At 42.4% G+C, this 16776-nt stretch carries 12 protein-coding genes; 5 read left to right on the forward strand and 7 right to left on the reverse strand.

Annotated features, from left to right (window positions below; genetic code table 11):
* Positions 1-147: 147 nt before the first annotated feature.
* Entirely contained in the window at positions 148-1032 is an 885-nt protein-coding gene (locus tag MKY63_RS02555) for an ABC transporter ATP-binding protein (protein ID WP_339191141.1), read from the forward strand.
* Positions 1032-1844, forward strand: a complete 813-nt coding sequence (locus MKY63_RS02560) for an ABC transporter permease subunit (RefSeq protein ID WP_076281115.1) — start codon at positions 1032-1034, stop codon at positions 1842-1844. The genes MKY63_RS02555 and MKY63_RS02560 overlap by 1 nt, the downstream gene beginning before the upstream one ends.
* A 334-nt stretch (positions 1845-2178) precedes the next feature.
* Here the strand turns inward: MKY63_RS02560 and MKY63_RS02565 are convergent, their stop codons facing one another.
* The 4 genes from MKY63_RS02565 to MKY63_RS02580 all read right to left on the reverse strand — a co-directional run bounded on the left by MKY63_RS02565 (position 2179) and on the right by MKY63_RS02580 (position 6396).
* Positions 2179-3138 (reverse strand): family 43 glycosylhydrolase, encoded by a 960-nt coding sequence (locus MKY63_RS02565; protein ID WP_076184723.1) that lies wholly within the window; start codon positions 3136-3138, stop codon positions 2179-2181.
* A gap of 104 nt (positions 3139-3242) precedes the next feature.
* Positions 3243-4139: a carbohydrate ABC transporter permease gene (locus MKY63_RS02570; protein WP_036675639.1), complete on the reverse strand. Its 897-nt coding sequence runs from the start codon at positions 4137-4139 to the stop codon at positions 3243-3245.
* A 54-nt stretch (positions 4140-4193) separates the two neighbouring features.
* Positions 4194-5072: a sugar ABC transporter permease gene (locus MKY63_RS02575; protein WP_038569498.1), complete on the reverse strand. Its 879-nt coding sequence runs from the start codon at positions 5070-5072 to the stop codon at positions 4194-4196.
* A 79-nt stretch (positions 5073-5151) separates the two neighbouring features.
* Entirely contained in the window at positions 5152-6396 is a 1245-nt protein-coding gene (locus tag MKY63_RS02580; protein ID WP_339811430.1) for an extracellular solute-binding protein, read from the reverse strand.
* A gap of 276 nt (positions 6397-6672) precedes the next feature.
* On the opposite strand from MKY63_RS02580, the gene MKY63_RS02585 reads away from it, so the two are divergent.
* The 3 genes from MKY63_RS02585 (at position 6673) to MKY63_RS02595 (ending at position 14036) form a co-directional block, all read left to right on the forward strand.
* On the forward strand, positions 6673-7578 hold the full coding sequence (locus MKY63_RS02585) for an ArsR family transcriptional regulator (protein ID WP_076126270.1): 906 nt from the start codon (positions 6673-6675) through the stop codon (positions 7576-7578).
* A 480-nt stretch (positions 7579-8058) separates the two neighbouring features.
* Complete coding sequence (locus tag MKY63_RS02590) at positions 8059-12930, forward strand: LamG-like jellyroll fold domain-containing protein (protein ID WP_339811433.1); 4872 nt, start codon at positions 8059-8061, stop codon at positions 12928-12930.
* A 191-nt stretch (positions 12931-13121) separates the two neighbouring features.
* On the forward strand, positions 13122-14036 hold the full coding sequence (locus tag MKY63_RS02595; RefSeq protein ID WP_076100540.1) for an ArsR family transcriptional regulator: 915 nt from the start codon (positions 13122-13124) through the stop codon (positions 14034-14036).
* A 49-nt stretch (positions 14037-14085) separates the two neighbouring features.
* Here the strand turns inward: MKY63_RS02595 and MKY63_RS02600 are convergent, their stop codons facing one another.
* The 3 genes from MKY63_RS02600 to MKY63_RS02610 all read right to left on the reverse strand — a co-directional run bounded on the left by MKY63_RS02600 (position 14086) and on the right by MKY63_RS02610 (position 16692).
* Positions 14086-14367, reverse strand: coding sequence for a DUF6171 family protein (locus MKY63_RS02600; protein ID WP_339811436.1), 282 nt, complete (start codon positions 14365-14367; stop codon positions 14086-14088).
* Positions 14368-14379: 12 nt separating this feature from the next.
* Positions 14380-15876 (reverse strand): alpha-N-arabinofuranosidase, encoded by a 1497-nt coding sequence (locus tag MKY63_RS02605; RefSeq protein ID WP_339811437.1) that lies wholly within the window; start codon positions 15874-15876, stop codon positions 14380-14382.
* Positions 15877-15984: 108 nt separating this feature from the next.
* Positions 15985-16692 (reverse strand): DUF421 domain-containing protein, encoded by a 708-nt coding sequence (locus MKY63_RS02610; RefSeq protein ID WP_339811439.1) that lies wholly within the window; start codon positions 16690-16692, stop codon positions 15985-15987.
* Between the last annotated feature and the right edge of the window lie 84 nt (positions 16693-16776).

The following is a 16776-nucleotide window of genomic DNA, read 5'->3' on the forward strand; positions in this document are numbered from 1 at the left end:
GTTATTAAGTATGCATATTCAAATTTAATGAAATATTCCATTTCAATTATTTCATAATTATATTGACTTCATTAACCACTAGGAATAATATAACATATGAAATATCTGATTCATAATAGTTCATTATTTTGCGGCGGGGGTGGCAGCATGCTGGTAGTAGAAGGCTTAACTAAACGATTTTCGAATGGCAAAGGAATCGAAGATGTAACATTTACCGTAAATAAAGGCGAGGTTTTTGGATTTCTGGGTCCTAACGGTGCGGGTAAATCGACGACCATACGGCATATCATGGGTTTTATGAAACCAGATCAAGGGCATGCGAGTATCCATGGGCTTGATGTATGGAAGGCACAAGGGACAGTCCAGAAGCATATCGGCTACTTACCCGGTGAAATCAACTTTTTTGATGGGATGACGGGTCTTTCTTTCCTTAAATTTATCTCAGCCATGCAGGGAATCAAAAATACTACCAAACGCGAGCAGCTGATTGAACGTTTGCAATTTGATGCCACCACTCCGATCCGAAAAATGTCAAAGGGAATGAAGCAAAAGGTCGGAATCGTCGCTGCTTTTATGCACAGTCCTGACGTTATTATTCTGGATGAACCTACCTCGGGTCTCGACCCGCTCATGCAAAAGGTATTTATTGATCTGGTACTGGAGGAAAAATCAGCCGGAACCACCTTTCTCATGTCCTCACACAGCTTTCAAGAAATTGAACGCACCTGTGACCGCGCCGCAATTATCAAAGACGGACGGATTATCACCGTAAAAAATATTCATGAACTGCAATCGATGCAACGGAAGCTGTTTGAGGTCATTTTTGCGAATAGTGAAGATGCAGTGGATTTTGCCGCCTCCGGCCTACAAGTGGAAGCTCATGAGGGAAATAAGGTCCGCATAGCTGTGCAGGGCAATTATGACCGATTCATCCGGGAAACTGGAAAATACAATATCCGCAGCATCGACGTATTCACGCAAAATCTGGAGGACATCTTCATGGACTATTATGACCGCGAGGGGGTAGTGTAATGAATCTTCCGCTCTATAAGGAAATGATGCGAGTGAACCTGAAAGGAATATTGAATTACGCCTTTGGTTCTGCCTTCTATATTCTGTTTATGATCTGGCTTTATCCTGGGATTGCGGGGAGTACACAAGCAATTGATGACCTTATTAAGGCGATGCCAGAGGGTGTGGGTAAAGCCTTTGGGCTAAATAGCGGTTTTACTAGTGCAGAAGCTTTTATCTCCGGAGAATATTATGGACTTATACTAGTTCTGATTCTATCCATAGTTTGTGTGCAAATGTCAACGCAGCTTATGGCTCGACTCGTGGATCACGGCTCCATGGCCTATCTGCTCATAGCCCCAACTACACGGAGAAAAGTCGCTACCACGCAGGCACTTGTTCTCACTACAGCATTACTCTTAATTATGGGTGTAACCACCCTCGCCGGATTATTAGGTAAAGCATGGTTCCTTGGCAGTGAATATGACTTTAACAGTGGTCGCTTCGCTCAGCTGAATACCGTGGCGTTTTTATTGTTTTTTGCGGTAGGCGGCCTTACCTTTCTCGTGTCCTCTGTATGTAATGACGAGAAAAAAGCACTCGGAATTTCCGGCGCCATCGCCTTCGGATTTTTCACTCTGGATCTACTCGGTAAAATAAGCGACAAACTGGAAGGACTGCGTTTCCTAACCTTATTCTCCTTCTATCAACCCGGGGAAATCGTTCAGGGCAACGTGGAGATTATTCAGGTCTCCAGTTGGCTGCTGTTGATCGGAGTGTTCACCTTTTCCTTGGGAGTAGAGCTGTTCAGAAGACGGGATCTTCCATTATAAGAGTACCTCATTTGATCAACTCGCTTTTACGCATTCCCAAAGCAACTATCGGACACCGTTGACCTTAAATGCAACTTTATCACAAATTTGCGTACCTAACGGACCCTAAAGTCGTTATTGGCTTGAAGAACAGCAAAAATGAACCTTTTCTAAAGGAATAGCTGCACTGGGGTCCGCAACCTTGCTCAAATGTCCAAAAATTTGCAAATAGCGTCAGCTGAGTCCTTAAGCCTCAGGAGGGTTATAACTATGACTCTTATAAAAAACAACAGAGCAGTGTTTCTCCACCTCTGGGAGAATCATTGCTCTGTTGTTTTATGCGACAAATCCCTTTTTATTTCGTATCCGGTCTAGGTACACCAAAGTTTGGCGTTCCGTCTTCATTCCACTGGATTACTTGCACACGTGCGTGACGATTCGGATCGTAAAGCGGATCACCGACAATTTCCTTATAGCTTCTAGCATGGAAAACAAGGATATCCTGTGTGCCATCCTCAGAGACAGTAAAACTATTATGTCCCGGACCATATTGGCCGTTTTCCTCAGAAGTCGTAAACACAGGTTCAGGTGTCTTGACCCATGATTTTGGATCCATCAAATCACTATTCTCATCAGCAGTCAACAATCCCATACAATAGTTGTGATCTGTTGCACTAGCTGAGAAAGTCATGAAAATGCGTCCATTACGCTTAAGGATTGCTGCGCCTTCATTCACCAAAAATCCGATTTTTTCCCAATCGTATTCAGGAGTGGTGATGCACACCTGCTCGCCTTTTAGTGTCCAAGGGTTCTCCATTTCGGAAATATAAATATTTGAATTGCCAGGGATAGCAGGATCTTTTTGTGCCCAAACGTAATATCTAACTCCTTTATGCTCAAAAGTTGTTGCATCCAAGGCAAAAGATTCCCATTTTGTTTTTATTTGACCCTTTTCGACCCATTCACCCTCTAAAGGATTTGCGGATGAGTTTTCTAGTGCAAACATGCGATGATCAAATAAACCATCTTTCGTATCAGAGGTATGTGCAGCTGCATAATACACGTACCATTTCCCATCAATATAATGAATCTCTGGCGCCCAGATATTAGCACTCATCAAGCCCGTTTCATGCTTAACCCAAATGGTCTTCCCTTCAGCCTCAGCTAATCCTTGAATGGATTCAGAACGGCGAAGCTCAATTCTATCGAACTCTGGAACTGAAGCTATGAAATAGTAGTACCCGTCAGTATGTTTATAGATCCAAGGATCTGCTCGTTGCTCAACTAGTGGATTTTTTACATTAAATTCTCTCACAATGACAACTCCTATATTTATCTCTTTTTTTATATTTGCAGGTCACCAAAACACACCCTTCCTTATAAGAAGTCAAGGTGTATTTAAGTTTAAGTTCATTCGATCTAACCTTTGATACCCGAATTCAGGTTGATGGATTGAACGAAGTATTTTTGTGCAAAAACGAATAGCAGCAATGTTGGAATAATCGCCATGATTGCCGAGCCCATTAATTGTCCGATCATACGATAGTTTCCGTAGATGTCTTGCAATAAGAGCAAACCAGCGGTAATTGGCATTTTGTCTACGTCTGTGTACACGATAACCGGCCAGAGGAAGTCATTCCAAGATCCAGTAAAGGAGAACAATCCGCAAACAATTAGTATTGGTTTAACTAACGGCAATATAATTTGCGCGAAAATTCTAAAGTCACTTGCACCATCAACTTTAGCCGATTCATCTAATTCTTTTGGGATACCGTTCATAAACTGTCTGACCAAGAAGATATTACCCATACCCGCAAGACCAGGGATAATCATAGCCCAGGAAGTGTTCACCCAACCAAAGGAGTCAATGATTTTATACGAAGGAATCAAGTTAACAACACCCGGGAAGAAGGAGATCCCCAGCAAAGTAAAGAACAATGTGTCTCTTCCTTTAAACTTAATACGGGTGTAACCAAAACCTGTAATCGAAATAACAATAACAACCAGAATGGTGTGAGATGTAGCAATAAACAATGAGTTACCTAACCAACGTAGAATTGGAGCTGTAGAAGTATTGTTTAGGATCGTAACGTAGTTCTCAAAGACCCACTCTTTAGGAAATAGTCTAAAGCCCGAGGATACTACTTCCGTTTGTGATCTAAATGAGGTGGAAATCCCGAATATAACAGGAATGATCCAAATCACACATAGGATACCTAGAAATATATAGGATATATATTTTGAAATACTTACACTGGAGGAGCCTTTTATTTTGCCTGTTGTATTTACAACTGGATTTACTGCCTGGTTTGACATTTTAGTACACCTACCTTTTCCATTTCCTTGTTAGTCAATTAGTTTCTGCGAACCCTATGAAGCATTTCGGTTCATTACATAATATTGCAGTGCTGAGATCACCAAAATAACTAATCCCAGTAAAACTGCCATAGCTGATGCCATCCCGGCGATGGATTCACCGTTACCGAAAGCTAATTGACGAATATACATCATTAGAACGTGTGTACTTTGTCGAGGTCCACCATCGGTCATCATTAACGGTTGGCCGAATACATTAAAGGCACCCGCAGTTGTCATAACAAAGGTATAAATTAATGGAAAACGAATAGATGGCAAGGTAATACTGGTGAATCTTTTAATTGAACCCGCACCATCGAGCTCCGCTGATTCATATAACTCTTGAGCCACGCCACTTAAGGAAGCACGATAGATAATCATGTTGCCCCCAATACCACCCCATAAAGTAATTACAATGATAATAATCCACGCATAGGGTTGATTTGCAGGCCAAGCAATTTGTGATCCAAACAGATTACCAGTGATCCCTAGTTGCTTATTAAAGATCAACAGCCAAATCAGTGCTGCCGCAGAAATTGAAATCAAGCCAGGAATATAAAGAATAGATTGAATTAAGCTCTTCATTTTAACTTTTTTATGTTCCAACGCCACCGCGACCATTAATGGAATAATAATCAGCAACGGAACAGACATAGCAACGAAAATCAATGTGTTTTTTAGGCCTCTGAAAAATTGAGTATGAAAGGTTGATCCGCCGTCAAAAAGAATAGCTTTATAGTTATCAAAGCCTACCCATACCGGATCACTCATTAAATTCCATTTTGTAAATGAAGCATAAATCCCATAAATCGTTGGCAATAAAATGAAGACAGCAAACAAAATGACATGCGGACCTACAAAGAAAGCAGGTGCCCAATTGATTTTCTTTTTCATAGGAATTCATTTCTCCTTTTGCACAAAGTAATGCACCATAACATGGCACATTACTTCGTACAATCTATTCTATTTTGCTTTATTTTGCTGCACTGCTGCTTTCCGCAATTTTATCTTCAACAAATTTTTGCATCGTTGCCAAGGTCTCATCAATATCAACGTTGCCACGCACGATATCCGCACAGTAAGTATCTACAGCTTCCGCAATGTATGGGTAGTATTCATAGGTGTAAATGTAAAGGGATTCGATTTCTTTTTCATCAGATGTAAAGAAGGATTGCATATAGTCTTTGTACTCAGGGCTTTGGTTAACTACGTTACTTGCTACGTTTTGTCCAGCTTTTGCCCATTCCATCGAATTCGTACGAACATATTCCAAGAAGTTAGCAATACCCACTTCTTTTTCGTCTGTTCTCTTATCATTTTTCAACATAGCGAACAAGTGAGAAGAAGATCTGTTGGTGAATTTATCAGGAGTAGGAGAATAAACATTGGTCACGCCAAAGTTCAAGCCTTCAACCCCAGCATGTGCTGTAGAACTCCAAGTTCCGTCTGTCGAGAAAAGTACATTTTGAGATTGGAACATCAAGTAACCGTCTTCACCAAATGGAGTCATCAGGCCAGCATCGGCGATTTTCTTAACATTTTCAAACGCTTGTTTAAATACAGGGGTATTAACAGCCGGTTTTCCATCGACTTGGATATCCCCGCCCAAATCTTGAATTTGAGCCAAGATAACCCAGCCCAGCAAGGCATCATTAACTACGTAATCGCCTTCATCCAATTTACCTTGTAAGGAAAGCATTTCATCAATAGTAACAACGTTATCATCCAAGAATGATTCAGCGTTATATTTTTTCAGCAAATCTTTATTGTAATACATTACGTTACTATGAATATCAAGAGGAACTGTGTATTGAGTTCCATCGATATTACCAGTGTTCCAAGCTTGTGGTAAGTAATTTTCAGCTTTCAGTTCAGGTTGTGCTGGCAATACGGTATCTTGCATGGATTCCAGTACACCTTGTTTAACAAACCCAGGAACACGGTCAGCGTGGATAATTGCTAAATCAGGAACACCTTTGCTAGATGCCAAAACTGTAGAAACTTTTGTGTACATATCAGCCGTAATAACATGTTTTACTTTGATTTCGGGATTCGTTGCATTGTAGTTTTTAACAATTTGATCCATATAAGCACCGTCATCACCGGTCAGCGGTGTCCAGAACGTAATCGTCTTACTATCATCTTTACCACCGCATCCTGCCAAAACTGTCGATAATGTTAGAACCGTTGCTAATAAAACTCCAAATTTCTTTTTCATTACTCTCTCCCCCTGCAGCTGTAATGTTAAGATAACCATTCATGTTCACTTTCTTTGAAAACGATTAACTTGAGATTAGTATACATTCATTGTGAAAGCGTAGTCAATAACATTTAAATAAACTTAACAGAATTTTTTTTCGTTTAATTAACCTTTTGATTCATCTCTCGGAGATGAAAGCGATATTATATTTACTTCGGTTACCTTTCATGTTACTTTATATATAGATTAATAAACTTTACAGTATATGAAATAACTTTGAAAGAAGTGGGTAAAATGCAGTTGGAAATCGACAAATCCTCTCTTGTTGTTTACGAAGCTTTAGCGAGTGAAGTACGCATCAAAATTATTCAGTTGCTCTCCAAAAATAAGATGAACATCAAAGATTTGGCAGAAGAACTTAAAATAAGCAGTCCTATCGTTACCAAACACATTAAAAAACTAGAAGATGCAGGGCTCATAAAAACTGAAAAGGTGCCTGGTAAATCAGGAATGCAAAAAATCTCAATCCTTAGGGTGGATCATATTGAGATTAACTTCCCGAAAAAAATCTTTCACTCCTTTGCCTCCTACGAGACATCAGTGCCGATTGGTCATTATACCGATTATGATCTGAAACCTACTTGCGGACTTGCTACGGATAAGGAGTTTATCGGCAGAGTAGACGAACCTAAGTATTTCATGGATTCTAAAAGAGTGGACGCAGAGATTCTCTGGTTCACGCAAGGTTATGTGCAATATAATATTGCTAATTTCCTAAAAAAAGAGGAAACCTTACAGCAATTTGAAATTAGCTTAGAGCTTTCTTCCGAATTCCCCTTTGCTAATGACGTATGGCCTTCAGACATCACCTTTTCTTTGAATGGCTTGGAATTAGGGACTTGGACGAGCCCCGGAGACTTCGCTGATGCTAGAGGTAAATTCACACCGGAATGGTGGCCACACAATATCAATCAATACGGATTGCTAAAAACGATTAGAATTACAAACCACAATGGAACTTACATTGACGGTGACCCGCTGTCTCAGGTTTCAATTGAGGATTTAGATACCAATTGTGATCGTTGGACCTTTCGGATCGAAGTGAAGGAAGATGCAAAACACGTAGGAGGAGCAACGATTTTCGGAAAAAAATTCGGAAACCATGATCAAGATATCATTTTCAAATTGTACTATCTGTAAATTTTTCATTTCTGATCTAAGCAAAACTGGTTTTTTTGCGGGGGTGAACAACTAATTAGCTATTCTTCTTTAGCTCCCCCCCACCTGTTATGCCCTATCCCCTCTCTTTATCTTGCTGATATATCCCGCCTAGTCATCCATTCACCACATTTCACTCTTATCCACTTCAGCAGTAATCACCAGTAGTTAAATCATTTGCCTCTATTTTGAATTTATAATTTATAAAAATATAAAAAGATTCATAAATCATTAAATTTCTGTTTGACTATTTGCTGATATCATGCTTAAAATGAGAGCATTATAAAACGTTTTCCGTGTTATGGTTTAGTAATACATAAATTAAAACCATTTTCATATTCGAAAGCGTTTTTTTAGTAGCTATTTATGTAAGCGTTTTACATTTTTTTCAGTAAAGAAGGGAGGAATTGGAAAAATACGCGTGTACAAGCTCTACATCACTAGAATCGGAGGAACATACATTTGAGAAAAACTACTGGTAAACTAACCGCTTCCCTGCTTGCCCTCACTCTATTAGTGCCTGCTCCATTAATTTCTGCTGCTTCTGCAAGCGATTCCAAAGCAGTCGCATTATCCACTCAGCAACAAACTGCCGATTATTCCGGCCACTGGGCACAAAAAGATTTTCAAACCTGGGTAGATAAGGGCTTGATTCTCGGTTACGGAAACGGAATATATAAGCCAAATCAAGAAATCAACCGTGCAGAGTGGGTTACTCTGGTTAATCGGGTCTTTAATTTGCAGGAAAAAGCCGATATAGGCTTCACGGATGTTTCCACGACAGGTGCTTACTACAGCGATATCCAAAAAGCAACCGCTGCAGGATATGTAACAGGATACAGCGATGGCACCTTCCGACCCGCACAGCAAGTAAGTCGGCAAGAAGCTGCAGTAATGTTATACAGACTGTTCCAACTCAACTCATCTGTTGGCACTTCTGCACCAAAGGATGCTGCTGATTTGCCAGAATGGAGCCAAGAAGCAGTATTGTCTTTACTTGGTGAAGGTTATCTGCAAGGTTACACTGACGGCAGCTTTAAAGGAACTCAGGCTGTAACAAGAGCGGAAGCACTGCGCATGATTGAGAAGCTTGGCGGAGAAATCACGCCTAAGAGCGGAAGCTATTCGGGGATTAACACTCGGAATATGGTTATCAGCAGCCCAGGCGTAGAGTTGAAAAACTCCACAATCTCAGGGAATCTCTACCTTACCGAAGGTATTGCTGAGGGCGATGTCACACTGAATAATGTCACTGTTAAGGGAAAAGTATTCGTTTCTGGTGGCGGTGAGAACAGTGTCGTACTAAGCGACTCCAATGCTGCTGAAATGGTAGTAGATAAGCATAACGGCAAGCTGCGAGTCGTTACTAGAGGCACAAGTGCCGTACCAAACGTACGCGTACATTCCAGTGCAATACTAGAGGAAGATGCACTAACGGGGGCAGGTTTCAGCCGGGTTATTGTTGAGAATACGCTGCCTAAGGATTCCATCCTCAAGCTGAAAGGAAGCTTTGATTCCGTTGAGCTTCAAGCGTTGGGAGAGCCTACACTACATCTGACAGCAGGCAGTATTGCTGAAGTTACACTGAAGCAAAAAGCCAAGCTGCGTGTAGAGGCAGGTACAGAAATCAAGAATCTAATCCTTGGTTTCAACGATATCCTAACCATCCAAGGCACGGGTAAGGTTATCTTTGATAGCAAGTACAGTCAGTTAATCCATTTTGAAACACCAACTCCAACGGCTACGGCAACCACTGGCACCGGTGGATCTAACGGCGGTTCTGTTGCTACTTCGGCTCCGGAAGTTACAGCTACTCCGGCCCCAACGGCTACACCAGATCCAACGGCTACACCAAATCCGACGGCTACACCAGATCCGACAGCTACACCAAATCCGACGGCTACACCAAATCCGACGGCTACACCAAATCCGACGGCTACACCAAATCCGACGGCTACACCAAATCCGACGGCTACACCTAGTCCGGGAGCAACTGCACCAGCACTCACCAATGTCTCGGTACATGATCCATCGGTGGTAGTGGATAATGGAACTTATTATGTATTTGGCTCCCATATCGATGCGGCCAAATCAGATGATCTGATGAACTGGACACAGTTCACTAATGGTTATACAACACCGGGCAACGTGATTTTTGGTGATCTGTCCAAGAATCTGGCAGAATCCTTTAAATGGGCTGGCGAGAACGATTCGGACAGTAAAGGCGGATTCTCCATCTGGGCACCGGACGTATTCTGGAATAACGATTATAAGAACGCTGATGGAACAACTGGCGCTTATATGATGTATTACAGCGCTTCTTCTACTTATATCCGTTCGGCGATTGGCTACGCCACTTCGCAAAATATCGAAGGGCCTTATACTTATGGAAATACCGTAATTTATTCCGGTTTCACCAAGGAAGAGGCTTATGACAGTGACAGTAAAGTAAATAAGAAATGGGACAATACAAATATCAAGGACCTTATCGACAATGGAACGTTGGAAGGTGTCAATCCAGATTGGTTTAATGCAGGTGGTTTGTATCAAAACAAAACCTATACAAATGCAATTGACCCAACTATTTTCTACGACAAAGACAACAAGCTTTGGATGACTTATGGTTCATGGTCAGGTGGTATATTCATTCTGGAGATTGATCCAGCTACCGGAGAACCTAAATATCCAGGCAAAGATGGAAAGACCGCTGATGGACGTCTTATCGACCGCTATTTCGGAACCCATATTTCTGGCGGAATGACCAAATCGGGTGAAGGTCCGTATATCGTTTACGACAAGGAGACTGGTTACTACTTCTTGTATGTAACTTACGGTGGATTGGACTCCAAAGGCGGTTACAGCATGCGGCAGTTCCGTTCAACAAATCCGGACGGCCCTTATACGGATGCAGCAGGACAGAATGCTGTTCTAACTACCGATGGTGACAACACACCATATGGTAATAAGCTGTTAGGAAACTTCATGTTTACAAATCAAAATGCAGACCCGAATTTCCAAACGTATGGTTATGTGTCCTCAGGACATAACTCGGTACAATATGATGATGAAACGGGTAAAATATTTAACTTCTTCCACACTCGTTTCCCACTCCGTGGTGAAACCCATGAACTTCGTGTGCATCAAATGTTCACTAACGAAGATGGCTGGCCAGTAACTGCCGTACATCGTTACACGGGTGAAACTATTGGGGTTGTAGCACGGGATAATGTTGTCGGCTCTTATCAGTTCGTTAACCACGGCAAGGATGTTTCAGGCATTATCAAACCTACAGTAGATATCGAGCTAAAAAGTGACGGAACGATCGTTGGATCGTTAACCGGAACTTGGGAATTGAAGGATGAGTACTTCGCTCATTTGCTCATTAACGAAACGGAAAATGGAAGCACCGTACAACATCTCTACAAAGGTGTATTTGTGAAGCAATGGGATTCCTCACGCCAACAGCATGTTATGACGTTCACCGCAATGTCAGATCAAGGGATCACTATCTGGGGCAGCCAGATGGAATCGATGAGCGTTGAGCAGATTTTGAACAATATTGCTGCAGGCTTGAGTATTGGTGACACAAGAAAAATATACGATGACATCACCCTTCCTACGGAAGGCTTGCGCGGAGCAGAAATTTCATGGTCCTCTTCCAATGAGGCTGTAATTGCTAACAATGGTAAGGTTACTCGTCCTGAACTTGGACTTGGAAACGCTACAGTTGAACTGACTGCTACAATTAAGCTAGGTGAAGTCGCAGTAACTAAGACCTTCACCGCCGTTGTTATGGAAAAAAAGAGCACGCAATTGGAAGACGGCTTAGTAGCTGCCTTTGACTTTGATGGCGACCTTGCAGAAAATGGGGATCGCACAGCTGACGGCATAGTCACCGGAAATCTGATCAACAACACTGAGGATGGAGACATCACTTTTGAGGCTGGTAAAGACGGTCAGGCAGCCAAGTTTGATGGTAAATCCGGTGTTCGTCTACCTGACGGATTAATTCAAAGTAGCGCATATTCGGTAGGGATGTGGCTGAACCCATCCGAATTAAAAGCTTTTACTCCTGTATTCTTCGGTGCTAAAACCGAAACGAACTGGTTCAGTCTCCTGCCATATGGAAACGGTGGAACAACCACCAGACTCTGGTTCGGTAGCGATACTTGGCTAGATGCTGATACAGGCTTACAAATTCCAGTTAACCAGTGGACGCATATTGCCTTCACTTACAATGCTGGAACAGTCAATATGTACGTAAATGGTATATTGAAATCCTCCGGAAAAGGATTCACAGATATTTTTGATACAGAAAACGGTGTATTTGCTCTTGGTGTGAACTACTGGGATGCACCATACAAAGGTTTGGTTGATAAATTCCGCGTGTATGATAGAGCATTGTCTGCGGAAGCTGTGGGCTGGCTTGTAAACGGTGAGCCTGATACGAACATTAAAGTAAGTAATATTTCATTCAGTGAAGCTGTTAAATCAGTAGCTGTAGGAAATACATTCACCCCTCAAGTAAGTGTGCTTCCAACCAATGCCGGAAACAAGGCGCTAACTTGGAGCTCTAGCGATTCCAGCGTAGTGGCTGTTGACGCAGCGAGCGGAATAGTAACAGCACTAACTGTCGGTGGCCAAGCTGTAATTACTGCAACAGCGACTGATGGAAGCGAAGTTTCAGCCAGCTACACAGTAAATGTAACTGATGGAAAAGTAGCTCATTATGCTTTTGATGGCGACCTGGACGACTCCTTCCAATTGAACGGAAAAGGCGAAGTTACAGGAGCAAAAGTAGATAGCCCAACTGTAGGCAATATCACATACGGTAACGGTGTCCTCGGTCAAGCTGCAATATTCAACGGTACCTCCGGTATCCGTTTGCCTGATGGATTAATTGACAGCAATACCTACACCGTATCTATGTGGCTAAATCCTGAACAACTTACAGATGCAACAACCACTTTCTTCGGCGCTGCCACTAAAAATAGCTGGATTAGCTTCGTTCCTCAGAACGGTGGCGGTAAAACGTTGTTATGGTCCGGAGAAGCTTGGTATGATGCTATTTCTGCCATGAAGATTCCAGTAAATACATGGACACATGTTGCGTTTACGGTCAGCAATGGTACCGTAAAAGTTTACCTCAACGGAGTAGAGCAGTTCTCTGGTGAGGGCTTCCCGAATGTCTTTAAGAACAAAAACGGCGTTTTCGCTCTAGGCGTCAACTATTGGGATGCACCATTTAAGGGTATGATTGATGAACTGAAGATTTACAGCCGAGCGCTCAAGTCAGATGAAGTACAGGAAGAGTATAGCTCGAACGTAGATTAAGCAAGATTTGATTTGAAAAGAGAGCGGAGCCACAGGCTCCGTTCTTTTTTAAAGTCCCATATTGTAAAAAAAGTATTTAACTAATATAATCATTAACTATACATCCGAAATAAACGTCGATTTTTATATTGTTATTAATAAATTTCTTAATCATCGGCGATTAGCCCATAAATTTTAATTGGAGGCCATTTATGAAACTTGACCTGTCGGAAGAATCCCTTCCCGTCTATGAAGCTTTAGCCAGCTCAGTACGCCTGCATATGTTGCGTTTGCTTGCCGAAAATCCTATGAATGTTAAGGAATTGGCCGCAGCAGTAAATTTGAGCAGCGCCATTATGACTATGCATGTGCGTAAGCTGGAAGCTGCCGGACTGATCCAGACGCATATGGCACCTGGTCGAAGTGGTCTGCAAAAGATCTGTACTCTAGCTGCTGAAGGAGCAGAAATCACCTTCCCAGGCAGACAGATCAATGAGCGCAAAAGTTATCGCAAGGAAATTCCGGTTGGACATTACTCCGACTTCCTGATCGAGCCAACCTGTGGTCTTGCAACTACTGAGAAAGTGATCGGCAGTTTTGATGATCCCCGCTATTTCTGGGATCTTGAGCGTATGAATGCGGGGATTCTTTGGTTCGGCAAAGGATTTATCGAATATAAAATCCCTAATTTCCTCCTCTCCAGCCAGCATCCTGAGGAACTGATTATAACCATGGAAATTGCTTCCGAAGCACCTTCCATTAATAATAATTGGCCTTCGGATATCACATTCACTCTGAACGGAGTGAAGCTTGGATTCTGGACAAGTCCAGGTGACTACGGGGATAGCCGTGGTAAATATACACCGGCCTGGTGGCCAGCACTCACGAACCAATACGGCTTGCTCAAGCAGCTGCGCATTACAGCAAAAGGTACATTTATGGATGGTTTGAAGCTCTCAGAAGTTACCCTTGATCAAGTGAATATCCGTGACAAACAGTGGTCTTTCAAGCTTTCCGTAGATGAAGATGCCGAGCATATTGGCGGGATTACTCTTTTTGGCAAAGGTTTTGGAAATTATAATGAAGATCTAATCGTTGAGTTGTTCTATACGGATAACCAAGAATAAAGCCGCATTCACCTCCCATTGGAGAGTCGAATGCGGCTCTTATTTTAGCTTAATTCTTTTCGATAAAGGGACCCCACAAGCCACCCCCCGGCAATGGACAACTACGTTCCTTAAGCTTGGCTACTACGGGGATGATGCAGCCGCAAGCGACGCAAGTTACCCCTTCGTGCAGCTTAGGGCAAGTCCCACAAAGGGCAACCCGTTCAGCGTAAACTTCATCCGGAACACAAAACTCTGGCTTAAACATGGAAGAAGAGAAGATCCGATTAATCTGCGTTGGCGTAACTTTATAATCCTCTCTGCATCCCTTGCATGTTGATGTTGTTGACATGGTAACACCACCTTAAGCCTTCGGCGTAATCTCCAGCACAGTTACTGACATTGGAGGCAGTTCAACATTAAGAAGATCGCCCTCCAGAGTGAAGGCAGTGAAGGCTTGCGGCACTACCGCCTCCGGTTGGCTGAAGGTATTGTGAGCATCAATTTTATCACCGGCAAGTGTTGTGCCTGTCACTTCAACCTTCTTCCCGGAAAGACCACGAAGCTCAAGTGGAACAGCAGCAGAAGCAGCATGGTTCAAGTTGCAAAGACTGACATGGATGATTCCAGAAGCAGTTACGGAAGCCGAAGCAGATACTTCAGGAATCTCACGGCCTTCAAAGCTGTAAGTGCCACTTTCCAGTGCTAAATCCAGCAACTCCGCATCCTGATGGACTTTAAACATATTGAATACATGATACGTTGGGGTCAGCACCATCTTTTCCCCTTCGGTCAATATAACTGCCTGAAGTACGTTAATCGTCTGCGCAATATTTGCCATCCGTACCCGGTCACTATGTTTATGGAAAATATTCAAGGTCACGCCTGCTACAAGAGCATCCCGAATTGAATTTTGTTGATACAGGAATCCTGGATTCGTCCCCGGCTCTACATCATACCAAGTTCCCCACTCATCTACGATAAGACCTACTCTTTTATCCGGATCATATTTATCCATAATAACGCCATGTCTGGTGATCAGCTCATCCATGCGAAGGGCTTTCTCTAATGTACTAAACCATTCACTCGTTTCAAAGCCTGTAGCTGCACCTTTATTCTCCCATGCTGGACCAGGAATTGTATAATAATGCAGGGTAATCGAGTCCATAAAGCGTGTTGCCTCACGCATCAGAACCTCCATCCAGTGATAATCATCCACGTTAGGACCACAAGCAATCCGGTGAATACGATTGTCCCCGTAATTTCGTACATACGTCTGATATTGGCGATAAAGATCTGCATAATATTCTGGACGCATATTCCCGCCGCAGCCCCAGTTCTCATTCCCCACGCCAAAATAAGTCACAGCCCAAGGCTCTTGATGGCCATTCTGCTGGCGAAGCTCGGACATTGGAGATACGCCTCCAAAGGTTAAATACTCCACCCATTCGGACATCTCTTGAACGGTACCACTGCCCACATTACCGTTAACGTAAGGCTCACATTCCAGCATCTCACATAATTCCATGAATTCATGCGTACCAAAATGGTTGTTCTCAACCGTTCCGCCCCAGTGAGTGTTAATCATACGTTTACGACCTTCACGGGCTCCGATACCATCTTTCCAGTGATATTCATCCGCGAAACAGCCACCTGGCCAGCGTAGTACAGGAATTTTAATTTCCTTAAGCGCTTTCACGACATCATTACGAATACCGTTGGTGTTAGGAATAGTTGAATCTTCTCCAACCCAAATCCCTTCATAAATGCAACGGCCAAGATGCTCAGAAAAATGTCCGTAAATATTTCTGTTAATCGTCCCTTTGCGAATGTCAGTATTAAGGATCGCACGTTCTGCCATGGTTAAATACCGCCTCTCAACGTTTATATTTTTATTAACTAATTAATAATTATATAAACATTATAAGACGCTGCTTAGGTATCCGTCAATCTCCAATATGAACAAAAGCTATTCTTTATCAATAGGTTTCTTTATCCCGTCTTCATAATAGTCAAAAATCAGCTGCTGCTGCGTTCCTCTTACCCCGTAAAACACATCAGAAATTTTTTTCCCCTTACGTCTTAACTCGTTCTCCAGCCACTCTTGGGTCAGGCCATTATCCTTAAGATTATCTGCGAGCATTATTCCATCCATAATCAATTCAACGGGAAAGCTCTGAGGAACGGACAACAGCTTTAGATCTTTTCGGGTAACATATTGGTACTCTTGTTTCTTTAATACAGACACCATTCCGTTATCTTCCAGCACAGCGTATTCTACTACCTCTAGATTAAAAATTTCCTTTTCTCTCAAGGCCTGATCCAAAGAATCCAACGAATATCTTACCTTTTTCATATTTTGCTCAAGAATTTTCCCATCCTCAATAAGTACAGTGGGTGAACCTGAAATCCAGCTTCTCATTTTACGACTTTTTAAAGCGATGATAGATAGTAAAAAAGATGTAACGGTAACGACTATAAGCGCCAGGATCATGTAGGAAGAATGCAGCTGTTTATTAAACGCCAAGTTCGCGGCTATTGAGCCCAATATAATACCCGTCACGAAATCGTGGAAGGTCAAGTTAGATAACGTTTGTTTTCCCAATATTTTGGCGATCAGCAAAAGCATGATCATAGCAACAAAGGCCCTAAGCACAATGTCCATATATACCTGCATCTCTAATGCTCCCTTCCTATTCAATCCTCCATTATTCACAAACCGAGTAGAAATGAAACCTCAACGAAAGCTCTGCCCATCCAA

The organism is Paenibacillus sp. FSL R7-0189 (assembly GCF_037969925.1).
Taxonomy (GTDB): Bacteria; Bacillota; Bacilli; order Paenibacillales; family Paenibacillaceae; genus Paenibacillus_AQ; species Paenibacillus_AQ odorifer.

What these genes read in the sequence shown, in the direction of transcription:
- MKY63_RS02555 (WP_339191141.1), top strand. Translation starts at nt 148, where the DNA reads ATGCTGGTAGTAGAAGGCTTAACTAAACGATTTTCGAATGGCAAAGGA.
- MKY63_RS02560 (WP_076281115.1), top strand. Translation starts at nt 1,032, where the DNA reads ATGAATCTTCCGCTCTATAAGGAAATGATGCGAGTGAACCTGAAAGGA.
- MKY63_RS02570 (WP_036675639.1), bottom strand. Translation starts at nt 4,139, where the DNA reads ATGTCAAACCAGGCAGTAAATCCAGTTGTAAATACAACAGGCAAAATA.
- MKY63_RS02575 (WP_038569498.1), bottom strand. Translation starts at nt 5,072, where the DNA reads ATGAAAAAGAAAATCAATTGGGCACCTGCTTTCTTTGTAGGTCCGCAT.
- MKY63_RS02580 (WP_339811430.1), bottom strand. Translation starts at nt 6,396, where the DNA reads ATGAAAAAGAAATTTGGAGTTTTATTAGCAACGGTTCTAACATTATCG.
- MKY63_RS02585 (WP_076126270.1), top strand. Translation starts at nt 6,673, where the DNA reads ATGCAGTTGGAAATCGACAAATCCTCTCTTGTTGTTTACGAAGCTTTA.
- MKY63_RS02595 (WP_076100540.1), top strand. Translation starts at nt 13,122, where the DNA reads ATGAAACTTGACCTGTCGGAAGAATCCCTTCCCGTCTATGAAGCTTTA.
- MKY63_RS02600 (WP_339811436.1), bottom strand. Translation starts at nt 14,367, where the DNA reads ATGTCAACAACATCAACATGCAAGGGATGCAGAGAGGATTATAAAGTT.
- MKY63_RS02605 (WP_339811437.1), bottom strand. Translation starts at nt 15,876, where the DNA reads ATGGCAGAACGTGCGATCCTTAATACTGACATTCGCAAAGGGACGATT.
- MKY63_RS02610 (WP_339811439.1), bottom strand. Translation starts at nt 16,692, where the DNA reads ATGCAGGTATATATGGACATTGTGCTTAGGGCCTTTGTTGCTATGATC.